The organism is Sporosalibacterium faouarense (assembly GCF_016765695.1).
Lineage (GTDB): Bacteria > Bacillota > Clostridia > Tissierellales > VENL01 > Sporosalibacterium > Sporosalibacterium faouarense.
In genome coordinates this window covers 42755-57887 of record NZ_JAETGO010000020.1, presented here as the reverse complement: position 1 = coordinate 57887, position 15133 = coordinate 42755, and the positions used below count along the sequence as shown (strand labels likewise).

12 protein-coding genes are annotated in these 15133 nt (G+C 32.0%); 10 read left to right on the top strand and 2 right to left on the bottom strand.

Annotated features, from left to right (window positions below; all coding sequences use genetic code 11):
• Positions 1-36: 36 nt before the first annotated feature.
• From baiCD to JMO20_RS02900, 5 genes are all read left to right on the top strand, one after another.
• Positions 37-1893, top strand: a complete 1857-nt coding sequence (baiCD, locus tag JMO20_RS02920) for a bile acid Fe-S flavoenzyme BaiCD (protein ID WP_202708024.1) — start codon at positions 37-39, stop codon at positions 1891-1893.
• A gap of 593 nt (positions 1894-2486) precedes the next feature.
• Positions 2487-2945: a hypothetical protein gene (locus JMO20_RS02915; protein ID WP_202708016.1), complete on the top strand. Its 459-nt coding sequence runs from the start codon at positions 2487-2489 to the stop codon at positions 2943-2945.
• 442 nt (positions 2946-3387) lie between these two features.
• On the top strand, positions 3388-3645 hold the full coding sequence (locus JMO20_RS02910) for a hypothetical protein (protein WP_202708014.1): 258 nt from the start codon (positions 3388-3390) through the stop codon (positions 3643-3645).
• A 114-nt stretch (positions 3646-3759) separates the two neighbouring features.
• On the top strand, positions 3760-5373 hold the full coding sequence (locus JMO20_RS02905; RefSeq protein ID WP_202708013.1) for a putative polysaccharide biosynthesis protein: 1614 nt from the start codon (positions 3760-3762) through the stop codon (positions 5371-5373).
• A gap of 430 nt (positions 5374-5803) precedes the next feature.
• The gene (locus JMO20_RS02900) at positions 5804-7105 is read left to right on the top strand and encodes a radical SAM/SPASM domain-containing protein (protein ID WP_202708012.1); all 1302 of its coding nucleotides are present in this window, start codon (positions 5804-5806) and stop codon (positions 7103-7105) included.
• Positions 7106-7213: 108 nt separating this feature from the next.
• On the opposite strand, the gene JMO20_RS02895 is transcribed toward JMO20_RS02900, so the two are convergent.
• Positions 7214-8689, bottom strand: coding sequence for a protein adenylyltransferase SelO (locus JMO20_RS02895; RefSeq protein WP_202708009.1), 1476 nt, complete (start codon positions 8687-8689; stop codon positions 7214-7216).
• A gap of 297 nt (positions 8690-8986) precedes the next feature.
• On the opposite strand from JMO20_RS02895, the gene JMO20_RS02885 reads away from it, so the two are divergent.
• The 5 genes from JMO20_RS02885 to JMO20_RS02865 all read left to right on the top strand — a co-directional run bounded on the left by JMO20_RS02885 (position 8987) and on the right by JMO20_RS02865 (position 13694).
• Entirely contained in the window at positions 8987-9247 is a 261-nt protein-coding gene (locus JMO20_RS02885; RefSeq protein ID WP_202708006.1) for a hypothetical protein, read from the top strand.
• A gap of 1 nt (position 9248) precedes the next feature.
• Positions 9249-10718, top strand: a complete 1470-nt coding sequence (locus JMO20_RS02880) for a sodium:solute symporter family protein (RefSeq protein WP_202708004.1) — start codon at positions 9249-9251, stop codon at positions 10716-10718.
• A gap of 121 nt (positions 10719-10839) precedes the next feature.
• On the top strand, positions 10840-12021 hold the full coding sequence (locus tag JMO20_RS02875) for an amidohydrolase (RefSeq protein WP_202708002.1): 1182 nt from the start codon (positions 10840-10842) through the stop codon (positions 12019-12021).
• A 7-nt stretch (positions 12022-12028) separates the two neighbouring features.
• The gene (locus tag JMO20_RS02870) at positions 12029-12376 is read left to right on the top strand and encodes a CPBP family intramembrane glutamic endopeptidase (RefSeq protein ID WP_341533973.1); all 348 of its coding nucleotides are present in this window, start codon (positions 12029-12031) and stop codon (positions 12374-12376) included.
• A 448-nt stretch (positions 12377-12824) separates the two neighbouring features.
• Complete coding sequence (locus JMO20_RS02865) at positions 12825-13694, top strand: hypothetical protein (protein WP_202707998.1); 870 nt, start codon at positions 12825-12827, stop codon at positions 13692-13694.
• A gap of 100 nt (positions 13695-13794) precedes the next feature.
• Here the strand turns inward: JMO20_RS02865 and JMO20_RS02860 are convergent, their stop codons facing one another.
• Positions 13795-15129, bottom strand: coding sequence for an MATE family efflux transporter (locus JMO20_RS02860; RefSeq protein WP_202707996.1), 1335 nt, complete (start codon positions 15127-15129; stop codon positions 13795-13797).
• Positions 15130-15133 lie beyond the last annotated feature (4 nt).

Genomic DNA, 15133 nt, shown 5'->3' with positions numbered 1-15133 from the left:
AGGTGGAGTGGAGTCTCCATCTGAAGCCCCGATGTTCTGCTTGAGCAGAACGAGTTCACTGATTATCATGTTGCTAGAACGGTAGGAGGGTGTGGTCTAAACATAACAGAAGCCGCTTCTGTACACGGACCGTCAGCCCCAAGAGATCTTCTTTTACACATATGGGATGATAAGTTTTTGCCAGGCTTAAAGAAATTTACAAGTGCTATCCATGGAGCTGGAGGTAAAGCTTGTGTGCAATTATGGCAAGGAGGACCAGCAGCTGGGCTATCTGATCCGGAAGCTATGTTTATTATTCCTAGCGATACTAATGTTTATGGCAAAACTATTCCTGGTGCGTCTTTAGAAACTATTCGTGACGTAGTCGATGCATTTGGAACTGCAGCGAAACGTGCTGTAGAGGCTGGCTTTGACTGTGTTGAGTTTCATGTGGCCCATGGTTATTCTCCTCACTGTTTCTTAAGTGCAGCAATGAATAAAAGAACAGATGAATATGGTGGATCTTTAGAAAATCGTGCCAGATATTCTCTAGAGATTATCGAATCCATTCGTAAAAATATACCAGAGGATATGCCTTTACTAATGCGTGTTGTATCACAGGATGATTATGTAGAAGATGGATTAACAATAGGAGATATTATTAAATTCTGTAATATGGCAAAGGAAGCAGGAGTAAATGTTTTAGATGTGTCTAGAGGAAATAAATTCCCAATAGGAACAAATAATTTTGGCATGAAACTTGAAGTTCCACCGATTGATGTTCCCAAAGGTTTTAATGTTGATAACGCTGCAAGAATCAAAGAAGAAACTGGAATGATTACCATTGGTGTTGGAAGAATTAATTCTCCCGATCAGGCTGAAGAAATTCTTGATTCCGGCAAAACTGATATGGTGGTTATTGGCAGAGGTTTGATAGCAGATTCCGAGTTTTGTAAGAAAGCATATGATGGGGAAGAAGATAGCATTATTAAATGCGTGGCATGTAATCAGGGCTGTTATGATAGATTAACAGCACGTGAATATAGAAGAATTAGCTGTATGAGAAATCCAGCTGTGGGCAGAGAAAAGGAGTTCGCCATAGTAAAAACCAATTCTCCTAAAAAAGTACTGGTTGCAGGAGGTGGTTTAGCCGGATTAGAAGCTGCCATTACATTAAAACTAAGAGGACATGAACCAATCCTTCTTGAAGAATCAGGTCTATTAGGAGGGCAATTTTTATTAGCCGGACTTGCACCAAGAAAAGGCGAAATGAGAGAGGCTGCTATTTCAAGAGGACAACAGGCAAGGAAATTAGGAGTTGACATACGATTAAATACTAAGGTAACATCGGATGTTCTGCAAGAAATATCTCCTGATTCAGTCATTGTAGCTACTGGAGCAGAACCGATAAAACCTAATATTCCCGGAACAGATTTTTCCCACGTAGTCAGTTCTTTTGATGTACTTGAAGGGAAAGTATTGCCAGAAGGAAATGTTGTCATTATCGGCGGAGGTTTAGTTGGTTTGGAAGTAGCAGAATACATTTCAGAAAAAAGTAAATCTAGCAATATAGCTGTAGTGGAAATGCTTGATGGCGTAGGTAAAGATCTTGGATTATTGAGAAAAGTGTCCGTAATGGAGAATCTAGCTTCTGAAGGCATTAAAACCATGGTTAGTACAAAATGTTCTAAGATTAACAAGGATTCCGTTGAACTTGAAAAAGGTAGCGAAACCCAAAAGCTTTCTTGTGACTATGTAGTAATTGCTATTGGTTCTAAATCGAAGAAATATGATGAAATAAAGCAATTTTGCGAAACAAATGATATGCCTTATTATGTAATTGGAGATGCTAAAAAAGCAAGAAGGGCTGTGAATGCTATTTCAGAAGCAGCAGAATTGTCTAGGATAATCTAACTTATATATCCTAAAAAAAATAAGTGTTTTGAAGAATCATAAAAAGCTCTGGTAAGTAGACTTACCAGAGCTTTTTATGATTAATATTTCTTTAATATTAAAAATCATTAAAGAGAAATAACTTGAAATTTGCGCAAATAATACAATAGAAATTTAATGACTGACAAAATGCGACAAAATAAACCTGTTTACAATTAGTGAATATATATTACAATAAAAGATAAAAGATTAGTTTATAGAAATTAATAATTTGCAAAAACAATATATTGAATTATATTGGAACTTTGTGCTAATTAAATAAGAGAGGGAAAATAGACTTATGAGTTTTGAAGAAGATAAGATGTACAAGCTTCTGAAGAAAGAAATAAACTATAACTTAAAATTAAATGCTTAATATAGAGATCTAATTTAAAAAAGTTGATCCTATCAAGTAATTATATTAGTAGGATTTAGTGGGGACTTATGATATTTAAGTTTAATATAATTAAAAAATGTCTTATTAGAACTGGTTATATGAGGAGGAAGAAGTATGAATAAAAATGTAGTAGTAAGCATATTAGCCAATGTATTTGTAAGTGATAGGTACGAGTAATATGAATATTAAGAAAAAGTATGCTATAGGTGTTCTCTTAATAATAGTTTTAATAGTATCTTGTTACGTTAATTATAAACAACCTATCAGAGTTACAAAAGAGTATGTTGGTATAAAATATGGTAAAAGTTCAGAAGAAATTGTTGAAGGACTAAATGTCAAAATTGATGGCTATCTTAAAAGAAGTTTACCATTCTGGAGTGACAAATTTGATGGTCGTATAACAATAAATGGAGAGAAAGCCATTGAATTAGACTTGGTCTATGGCAAGAAAAACAAATATTTATTTGGAATGATTAAAAATGAAGAAAATCAATCGATAGGTATTTATATTTTAGATAATTTTGAGAAGGTACTAACTATTGGCGAAGAATATAATATCGCACTTCCTGCTAAAACAAAAGAGGAATACAGGGAAGTATACGATAGGTGTACAGAGTTAGTAGATAAAGATAAGTAGAAGTTTGAATATAAGTAGATATAATAGCTGAGCCTAAAGTTAGAGTATAACTTTAGGCTCAGCTTGATTTTGGGACATTGGATTATGGTTAATTAAAATGTATGATAATACAATTAAACTATTAACCCCTCTAAACTGATCAATGCTGATGATATCGATATATTATGATATATACTAGTAAGATTAATATAGGAATTACGTATTGGTTGATTTAAGATAGGATAATTGAAAGGATAAAAAAAGTATAAATCATAAAGTACGTTAGAAATTCAAAGAGTAAGAACTTATATGTTTTGGGGTCATTTGAATTGAATTATTGTATGCTAGAATCAGTGAGGAAAACAAAAATTGAAATATTTTGCAATCTACAAATATTTGCTATAATAAAGTTAATAAAATTAATTAGATAAATAAAAAAATTCTTTATCCCAGCATAACATTAGTGCTAATATTAATTATTGTAGCTTTCTCAGTTATAGTAATAACTTGTGATTTTCAATGTGTGAGCACTTCTTACATAAATAAATATGAAAAAGATGTTGAGTATTATCTTGGATATGAAATACACTGGGAATCCTTTGTTAATCCAGTTATTAAAGATGTCTATTTATTAGATGAGCATAATCAAGTTGCTAATAACTTAAACTATGATAATATAGATGTAGATTTTGTAATTTATGAAAATATTAATAACTTATAGAATCTTAGGAATTGAGAAGACAGATATATTCGAGATTTCTTTAAATTAAAGTTTACTTAACTCTTTTTTGAGTTTATTTAAGATATAGGTAACTGGACAAATGGAGGATACACGATGACTAAAGGAAAAATTATTAAAGGGGCAGCAATACTAGGTGTAGCTGGTGTTATTGTTAAATTAATTGGTGCATTTTACAGAATTCCATTGGGTAATATTTTGACAGATGAAGGTCTTGGGTATTACCAAATGTCGGCACCTGTTTATATATTTTTACTAACTATATCTACTTCAGGATTTCCAACTGCAATAGCAAAAGTTGTTTCAGAAAAAAGAGCTCTAGGAAAATATAGAGAATCTCATAAAGTATTTAAGGTATCTTTAGTTTTAATGACTTTAGTAGGAATTTTCACTTCTATTTTTATTTACTTCAATTCCCATTTTATAGCCAGTCGAGTAATTCAAAATGAGAATTCGTATTATTCCTTTATTGCATTAACTCCTGCATTACTTTTTGTTCCTATAATGGCTACCTTTAAGGGATATTTTCAAGGAAGACAGACAATGATACCTACTGCAATATCTCAAGTAGTTGAACAATTATTTAGGGTGATTTGTGGAATTATGCTTGCTATGTACCTTGTGGATTTTGGATTACCAGAGGCAGCAGGAGGAGCTGCATTCGGAGCATCAGTGGGAGCCATAGCAGGTACTATATGTATAATAATAATTTATTTATTTAAGAGAAAAAGAATAATTAGTGATTTAGACCAAAGTTTAGATAATTCAATAGAAAGCTCTAGAAGTATTGCTAAGAGATTATTATCAATAGCAGTGCCAATTACTATCGGAGCAGCGATAGTTCCAATAGTAGATTTTAGTGATGTTATTATTGTCACAAGAAGGCTAAGATCAATTGGATACTCTTCAATTGAGGCTTCGAGTCTGTTAGGGCAACTAGGGGGATTCGCCAAGACGCTTATTAACTTTCCTCAGATATTTTCATTGGCATTAGCAATTAGCTTAGTCCCTGCCATATCCCATGCACTAGCTCAAAAAAATTATAATAGTATAAAAAGAATGAGTTTGGCAGGTATTAGATTAACAATACTAATAGGAATTCCTTCAGCCTGTGGACTTTTTATATTATCAACACCTATTATGAAATTATTATACTTTGCAAATGATATTGAGACTATTAAAAGCTCAGGCGAGATTTTAAAAATTCTTTCTATTAGTGTAATATTTTTAACACTAGTACAGTCATTAACAGCCATTTTACAAGGTTTAGGCAAACCCCATATACCAGTAAAAAATTTGATGGTAGGGTCATTAGTAAAAATAGTAGCGACTTTCACTTTAACAGGAATACAATCTATCAATGTTAAAGGAGCTGCTATTGGAACAGTATTGGCTTTTATGGTTGCTGCAATTTTAAACTTTATAGCTGTTAAGAAACATACTAAAATAAGTATTAATGTTGTTAATGTTTTTCTAAAGCCTATTCTAGCAGTTATTACTATGATGATTATTGTTTGGAGCACATATAGTTATTTAAGTCCAATATTAGGAGAGAAAATTACAACTATATTAGCAATTATAATAGGTGCAATAGTTTATGGGTTAATATTATTATTATCTGGGAGTATAACTTCAAAGGATTTTGAACTTCTACCAATGGGAGAAAAAATAGTTAAACCTTTAAAATCTATAGGATTATTAAAAAGCTAATCTAGTGATTTAACCTTAAAAAACAATACTAATTAAATTGATGAAAAATAGATAAGATTTAACACTCAAATTCATTGGGTGTTCTTTTTTTGCCAATTTTGATTATTTCAGATGTCCAAATATATAAAACTATAAAAATGTATTAAAAAAATATGGAATATTATTTACTATGCTCAAATATAATTCAATATAGTTAAGAAATTTACAATTAATATAAGTAATATTAACTAGATTTTTTAGTGTTAATCAATAGGAGGTGAAAATAAATGAAGATAGTAAAAAGAAATAAAAAAGCAGCTAACCTTAAGTGCTATTATCCATTACCAGAACATCAATTATAAGAAGAAATTTTGAACCATTAAAATTCACACAGAGCAAAGCAATTGAGATAATTATCTTAATTGCTTTGTTTTATAAAGGAGGAAGTTTTGTGAGTTATAAACTGTCTAGATTTAATTTAACAGTACCTTTAGAAGAAAGTAATGAAGTTATACTTTTTAATTCAAGGGAATGTTCCTTTGTTGTATTAGATGAAGATACACAGGGATTCTTAGAAGATATAAATGAAGTAAATAAGTATGATGAAGAAATAATCACAAATTTATTAGAAATGGGATTTATAGTTGATAAAGATTTAGATGAACTCCTATCCCTTCAAGAGGCTTCTAGAAATATAAGATTTAAAAATGATGTCTTCTCTATTACTATTGCTACTACTTTGGATTGCAATATGGCATGCTATTATTGCTTTGAAGAAAAAAATAAACATTATTTAGATGAAGCTATTGGTGATAAGATAATTGAATTTGTAAAAAGAAGAATATCAGAAGGAAATTATGAAAAGCTCCAAGTTACATGGACTGGTGGAGAACCCTTATTAAATATTAAAATGATAGAGTATATAAGTAAGCCTTTGATTAAGATTACCGAGGATATGGACATTGAATATCATGGAACTATAATAACAAATGGATTACTTTTAACTGAAGAAAATGCTAAGTTTTTAAAGGAAATGAAAATACGAGAAACCCAGGTTACAATTGATGGATTCGCTGAGAGTCATAATAAACGACGAATTTCTTTGGACAACTTAAATAGTTTTGAAATCATATTGAATAATGTAAAAGTAGCATATAAACACATAATTATAGTTATTCGTGTTAACGTTGATGACAAGAATAAAAATGAAATTAAAGATTTGCTTCAATATCTATATAACACTTTAGATTATACAAATAACAATAGAATTTGGGTAATTCTAGCTCGTGTAAGTGGATGTTCTACATCAATTCCAATGAATGAGTATTTAGCATTTTATAGAAATATATATGACGACTACATGAATGATGTTAATGTTGAAAAATATTATCCCTCACCATTAAATTTTGCTTGTGGAGCTCAAAGTAAGGATTCCTATGTTGTAGATCCAAAGGGATTAGTGTATAAATGTTGGGAAGAGATAGGAAAAGAAGAGTATGCTATAGGGACTATTGATAATGTAAATGATAATGCTGAGAGAAATCAAAAGTATATAAATGAGTATTGGCCAAAAGAATGCAATGATTGTTTTTCATTACCAATGTGTCACGGGGGATGTCCTTATAAAAGAGAAGAAAATAATAACAAGCCTATCTGTATTCCAGAATCTAATACTCTAGACATATATTTGAGAAAATATTATGAGCAATGGTCTGATGAAGAAGATTCTGAAGAAGAGGTAGCTGGAATGTAAACTGTACTAAATTAGAATAGAAGAGACTTCTTTCAAGACATTTGTTTGAGTTTTAGTAGAGGGCAAGTAGATAAAAGTAATACAAAAAGGGCTATTAATTGCCCTTTTTTAAGTTCCACAAAATGTTCTATAAGGCTCATTCGATGGCGGAGGTAAAGTAGAATAATCAGCTTGTTCTGGCAAATGGGCATAAGGTTTTGAAAGAGCATGAAGCAGTCTTTCCATAACAGTATAATCCTCTTTTTCAACAGCTACTTCTAATGCTTCCTCTACCCTGTGATTACGAGGAATTAAAGCAGGATTACTATCTTTCATCAATTGATGAGAAGAGTCCTTTGACTCCTGTTGTCTATCCAATCGTTCTTGCCATTTTTTATACCAGTTTTTAAATTCCTCAGTATTAAATAGATCCATATTATCTAATGTGTCAAAGGTCAAAGCAAGAAAGGTATTTGTATAATCTGCATTATACTTATTCATCAGATTAAGAAGTTCTTCAATAAGAAACTCATCTTGAGACTCTTCATTAAAAATTCCTAATTTAGCTCTTATTCCTTTAATCCAATTATTACGATACAGTTTGTGAAAGTCTGCTATTTCTTTTTGTGCTACTTCTATAGCTCTCTCTTGATTACCATCAAGTAGTGGCAATAAAGTTTCTGCAAATCTTGCCAAATTCCATGCTGCAATTGTAGGCTGATTACCGTAAGCATATCGACCATGGGTATCAATAGAACTAAAAACTGTGGCAGGATCATATTTATCCATAAAGGCACATGGTCCATAATCGATAGTTTCTCCACTAATAGTCATATTGTCAGTATTCATAACACCGTGAATAAAGCCAACTAACTGCCATTTAGCAATCAGACTAGCTTGTCTTTTAATTACTTCTTGAAGCAATAAAATATAAGGGTTTTCGTCGGAATCAATGTAGGGATAATGTCTTTTTATTGTATAATCAGCTAGAGCTTTTAAATCTTCAACTGTACTCCATTGAGAAGCATATTCAAAAGTTCCAACCCTTATATGACTTGAAGCTACTCGAGTTAAAATTGAACCTGGTAGTTCAGTTTCTCTAATTACTGACTCGCCAGTTGTTACTATTGCAAGACTGCGAGTAGTGGGAATACCAAGTCCATACATTGCTTCACTAATTATATATTCTCTTAGCATTGGACCAAGAGTTGCTCGCCCATCTCCTCTACGAGAGTAAGGGGTTCTACCTGAGCCCTTAAGTTGAATATCAAAGCGATTATTTTGAGGAGTAATTTGTTCTCCGAGTAGAATAGCACGACCATCTCCTAGTTTGGTAAAATGTCCAAACTGGTGTCCTGCATAAGCTTGAGCAATAGGTAAAGATCCCTCTGGAGCTCGATTCCCAGCAAATATTGCTATACCGTTATTGCTTTCTAGGTACTGAATATTTAAGCCTAAAGATGTAGCCAAAGAATGATTAAGGATAATTAAATTTGGTGAGGTCACAGGATTTAAATTAACATTAGAAAAAAACAAATTAGGTAGACGAGAGTAACTATTGTCAAGATTCCATCCTGTTTCATTTATTACTTTTCTATTTATCATCATATCTCCCTTCTTTTTTAGCTTCCTTTTCAGAAATTATATTAACAGAAATTAAAGAATATAGTTCACGAATATTAGAGTTACGAGAATCTAATTTTATATAAAACTTTACACAATATTGCTTTAGGTATTGACTACCCATATTAGCGAAATAAATGCATTCTTTTTAGTGTCTGCTTATGTTAATTTATTATACTTATTACTATTAAATAAGGCTTGCCAATAGAATAATCAAAAATTTCATACATATTATTTAATAAAGGATTATACCAAATAAATATGTTGGGAGGGAATAATTTGAATAGTAATAAGGTTAAAACTGGTTTGGTTTTCTTCCGAAAAGATATTGATAGTAAAGTGAAAAAAAGAAGTATATTCTGGTTTGTTTATTTTACTATCTGTGGACTTGCTCAAATCTGGCCTATTTATTTGTTGGCAAATAGAGTTAAGCCTATGATATTGGGAATGCCACTTAGTATGTTCTGGGTCGTAATGTGGATAGTTATTATCTTCATTGGTACAATTACCAAGTATAATCAAGAGTATGGGGGTGATTAGTTTGGGTAGCACTGTAATAGTTTTACTTATTGTATTTTGTTATTTAGCAATAGTAATGGTGATGGGAATTCGTGCAGGATTAAATAAAGATAAGAGTGTTGAAGAGTTTGTTACAGCAGGAAGAAGCTTGACTACATTTACTATGTATTTTCTAATGGGAGGAGCTATATTTAGTGCATTTGCATTCTTAGGAGGACCTGGATGGGCATACTCCAAAGGAGCTGCCTCATTTTATATACTAGGTTATTGTGCCATGGGATTAATTCCTTGGTTACTTTGGGGACCTAAGGCATATAGAATGGGAAGAAGGTATAATTATGTAACTCAAGCTGAGTTAGTTGCAGACAGATTTCAGTCCAAGGGTTTATCAGCAATTATGGCAATAATAAGTATTTTAGCATTTATTCAATATATCGCACTACAGCTAAAAGGAATGGCCTATGTACTAAATGTAACAACCGATGGACTAATACCATTTTGGCTAGGAGCATTAGTTGCATATGGTGTTGTACTAGTATATGTATTTACCAGTGGAGTAAGGGGAGTTGCATGGACTAATGTTCTCCAAGGTCTAATGATGTTAGTTATGGCATGGATTCTAGGGATCTGGCTACCCATTAAATTCCATGGTGGAGTAAGTGATATGTTTACAAAAATAGCAGCTTCTAATCCGGAGCATTTAATAATAGGTGCAAAAATGTCATGGCCAGCATTTTCGTCGGCTTTAATTGTTTCAATCCTGGGATTTACAATGTGGCCACATCTATTCATGAAATCATTTACTGTAAAATCTGAAAGAACATTAAAAAGAACTGTTGCTTTGTATCCAACCTTCGCTATTTTCATGGTTCCAGTTTTATTTATTGGATTTTCAGGTATAGGTATAGTGGCAAATGGTACTTTAGAATCGGCTGATCAGATATTACCATATATGTTGACCCAATTAAATCTTCCTGCGATTGTTTTAGGATTAGTGGCAGCTGCTACACTGGCGGCAGCAATGTCCTCATCAGACACAATTACCCATGGGGCTGCATCAGTATACACGTTTGATTTTCATAAGAAGATAATCAATCCAAATATGGATGATAGAAAATCATTGATAGTAACACGTGTAGCAATAGTAGTATTCTGTAGTATTGCATACTATATAGCAGTATTTGGAGCAAAGTCTTTAGTATCATTATTATTAGGAGCATATGGAGCAATTGTTCAGTTCTTACCTATAATGATTGCTGTATTTTTCTGGCCTAGGGCAACTAAGCAAGGGGCTATATTAGGACTGTTAACAGGTGTAGGTATTAATTTCTATATAGTAATTACTGGAGTATCATTCTATGATATTCACGCAGGAGTATGGGGACTTTTAGGAAACGTTATTGTTCTTATATTAGCTAGTCTTTTAACTAAGCCACAGGATAAAGAGCATGTTAATAAATTTATTGAGGAGTCACAAATACCAGTAGACTAATAATAAGGTATTAAAGGTGTTTTTGTAAGCTAAATATTACAGAAACACCTTTACATTTGAGAAATATTTCATAAGAATAGTTTAATTATAAGTAAGAGAAAAATAGTGAAGGGGGATTTTAGTGAAAGAGATATTAAAAGAAAGAATAAGTAATTCAAAGGACTTGTTTGTGAATTTACGAAGACATTTTCATAAACACCCCGAATTGGGATATCAAGAGCATGAAACTGCTAAGAAAATAGCAGAATTATTAAAGGAGTGGGGTCTAGAGGTTCAAGAGGGGGTAGCCACCACTGGTGTAGTAGGAGTTTTAAAGGGAAATAAAGTGGGAAGGACAATTGCAATAAGAGCAGATATTGATGCATTACCTATCAAGGAAGCAACAGGATTAGAATTTGCTTCACAGAATGAAGGGGTTATGCATGCTTGTAGTCACGATGGTCATATAGCCATGTGCTTAGGGACGGCAAAAATATTATCTGAAATAAAAGAACATTTAAAAGGCAATGTAAAATTTATATTCCAACCAGCTGAAGAAGGTCCTGGTGGAGCTGAAAAAATGATAGAAGAAGGAGTTTTAGAAAATCCTAGTGTAGATGCTATAATTGGGTTACATATTTGGCCTGAAATAGAGTCGGGCTTTGTTGGAATTAGTAAAGGACCAATTATGGCTGCTGCTGATAGATATGAAATGACAATTAAAGGGTTAGGGGGACATGGAGCTAAGCCTCATTTAGCTATTGATCCAATAATTGCAGCTAGTCATATTGTAACCACTTTACAATCAATTGTAAGTAGAGAGTTAGATCCACTAGATTCAACGGTAATATCTAATTGTTCATTTAATTCTGGGAATAGATTCAACGTTATACCTGAAGAAGCCAATTTGTCTGGTACTGTTAGAACTTTCAATCCTAAAATTAGAGAAGAAGTTCCAAGGAGAATGGAAAGTATAATTTCAGGCATTGCAAACTCAATGAGATGTAAATATGATTTTAAATATGAATATTATTATCCCGCAACAATAAATGATAAGGAGTTTACTAGCTATTTTGAAAATATAGCAAAGGACATTCTAGGGCAAGAAAAAGTGTTTGAGATAGAGAGACCTTCAATGGGGGCAGAGGATTTTAGTTTTTATCTAGAAAAGGTTCCTGGTACGTTTTTCTTCTTAGGTACTAAAAATGAAGAAAAGGAAATAAATAAACCAATTCATCATCCAGAATATACTATTGATGAAGATATATTACCTATAGGAGTTGAACTTTTCTGTAGTATGGTAGTTGATTTCTTAAAAGAGTAGTAGGTCTATAAGACATAGAATTTTAAACTTAGATATATCTTTTATATTTCCATTTTTAAATGCTCCAATGGAAGAGCTAATGTATAGAGGATATGCTCAAAATAAATTTATATCTAAATATAAAAAAGTTTGGATTGGTATTTTAATCCCTTCTATTGGATTTGCTTTGCAGCACATAGTTTTGGCGGTATCATTACAAGGAGCTTTGGTATATGGGGTAGCATTTTTCTTTTGGGGGATTGTGAGTGGCATAATATATTTAAAACAGAAAAGGTTATTACCTCTAATTATTTGTCATTTCATTGTAAATTTAGCTTTTGGAATTTTACCATTAGTTTTTATGGTTGTTGGATAATTAAAATTTGAAGCGATTGGTCAAAGATCAATCGCTTTTTTATATGTACTTTATAAAAAGACACTTTTATTGCATCAATGCTAATTTTATTGAATTAGAATTAAATTTTTAATGTTACATTTAATAAATCACATGTGTTATGTAAAAAAATGGAATATAACCAATTAGGAACAAAACATTCATTGTAACGTCTAATCAGTAAAGACATATGGAGAAAGGAGGTAATTTATTCACTTTATTATATTATAATGACGATGTCCAAATATTGAATACTAATTAATTCAAAGTAGTTAAGAGCTAAACAGAGAATTTATCCGATTAGGAAAGATTAAGACATCTTCTTGAAATCGGATAAAAGAATCATAATATAGAATTAAGATGTAAATAATGAGATAACTAAGTAACTAAATTAACTTTTATAAGATTAAGCCATTAAGGAGGAAAAATTATGATAAATTCAAAAGTTATAAAAACACTAATTTTAGGTTCATGTATAACAGTACTGTCAACAGGAGTGGCATTTGCAGATACAGGTGGGGGAGATTCACCATCTGATACAGGACTTAAACAATTAGAAATAAAAGCTACAGTGGGATCAAACATAACTGTATCAAGCTCTGTATTGAATAAATCATCAGTAGATGAAGATATTCTTAAAAAGCAAAGAGAAATAGATAAGTATTTATTTGAAGATCATTCAGATGAGATAGCTAATCAAGGATTTAAGGTGACATATACAGGACCATTAAAAAATATTATCGAAATAGGGATATCACCATATACTGAGGAAAATGCAGAATATCTCTATAACATATTTGGAAAAGATCAAATAAAGGTAATTGAAGGAGAAGAAGCAGTACTGATGAGAACATCAGGTTTAACAACAGCGACAGCATTAAGTCCTGAATTAGAAAAAGCATCAGTAGATGAAGACATCATTAAAAAGCAAGGAGAGGTTGATAAATATCTTTTTGAAGATAATAAAGATGAGATAGCAGACAAGGGATTTATAGTTACACATACAGGTCCATTTGATAATTATGTAGAAATAGGAATAAAACCATATACAGAAGAAAATGCTGAATACCTATATGGAATTTTTGGTAGAGATGAGGTTAAAGTAGTTGAAGGACAGCAAGCTGAATTAATGTATTCAACAGATTTAACTGATGACTCTGATTTAGCTGATGACTCTGATAAAACTGGTTCTGAAGAAGATAAAAAAGATGATGGAATGGGAACTACTACTCCGCTAGTAGCAGCAGGTTCAGTAATTGCCATCGGAGGAGCTACATTTATTGTACGTAAACAAAAATAATTGAGAGATAATAAGTATTATAAAACCGGCAGTTTGTAATTCATACTGCCGGTTCTTCTTGCTTAGATAAACATAAAATATATTTTTATAGAAGAATATACTAAGCTGATAATCTACGCTTTATTCTACTTATATCTTTATGAATGATAAAGTGAGATATAGCACCTACAGTTATATATGAAGCTACCAATGAAGTAAAGATCCCCTTTATACCAAAATACTTAGAAGTAATGATTGCTAGAGGTACATATAGAATTAGCATCTGTGATATATTTACTAAAGCCGCTTTAAATGGCTTATGAAGAGCGTTTAAAGCTCCATTAATAATGAGAAGTACTCCTTGGAAAGTATATCCTAAAGGTACAATTCTTAAATAAGTAACTATAACATCAGAAACAGCCTTACTATCTGTAAATAGATAGGAAAGTGGTCTTGCTACAATAGCTAAAATAGCATAAATTACTAGTCCTGATATAATAGAAAACTTTTCACTGATTGTTACTCCATCTTTAATTCTATCTATTTTTTTAGCACCAAAATTTTGGCCTACATATACAGGCATAACTGATGATAAAGCATTTACTATACATATTGCAAAATACTCTAGCTTAGTTGCTATTCCATAACCAGCTACGGCTTCAGTTCCGAAATTTGCGATTAGGCCAGTGATTATTCCAGCTCCTATTGGAATAACCATTTTTGCTACTGCATTGGGCATCCCAATGAATAAGATAGTTTTCCATGAGTCAATCAGCTCTTTAAATTTGATAACTTTTAATGAAATTACTTTCTCCCTTATTATTAAAATGTATAATGCTACAAAGAACGTAAGAGCCCTTGCAAATACTGTTGCTAAAGCTGCACCAGATACACCTAATTCTGGGAAAAGACCTACTCCGAAAATCAATAATGGATCTAGTAAAATGTTCACACCTGCAGACGTCATCATAACCATACTAGGTGTCTTTGTATCTCCCAATGCCCTAATGGCATTATTACCAATCATAGGGATTACGACGAAAGGAACTCCTGCGTACCATATACTCATATATTCAGTGATATAAGGTATAGTTCCTTGATCAGCACCTAATAAGGTGAATAAAGGCTCAATAGTTAGTTCTCCAATTATCATTGCAATTATAGCAAAAATCAGTCCTAGAGTTAAGCTATCAGTTGCAAGTCTCACAACTTTATCTCTATTCTTTTCACCAACTGCTTTAGAAATAACGGCAGAAGCACCTATACCAATTCCTAGGTTTAAGCTATTAAGTACTAATACTACAGGGAAAGTAAATGTTAGTGCTGCTATTTGTTTTGTTCCTAACTGTCCTACAAAATATGTGTCTGCTAAATTAAAAGAAACCATTCCTAAGATTCCTAATATCATAGGGATAGTTAAATCCCTTAGGGTTTTTCCTATATTTCCTTCAGTCATATTT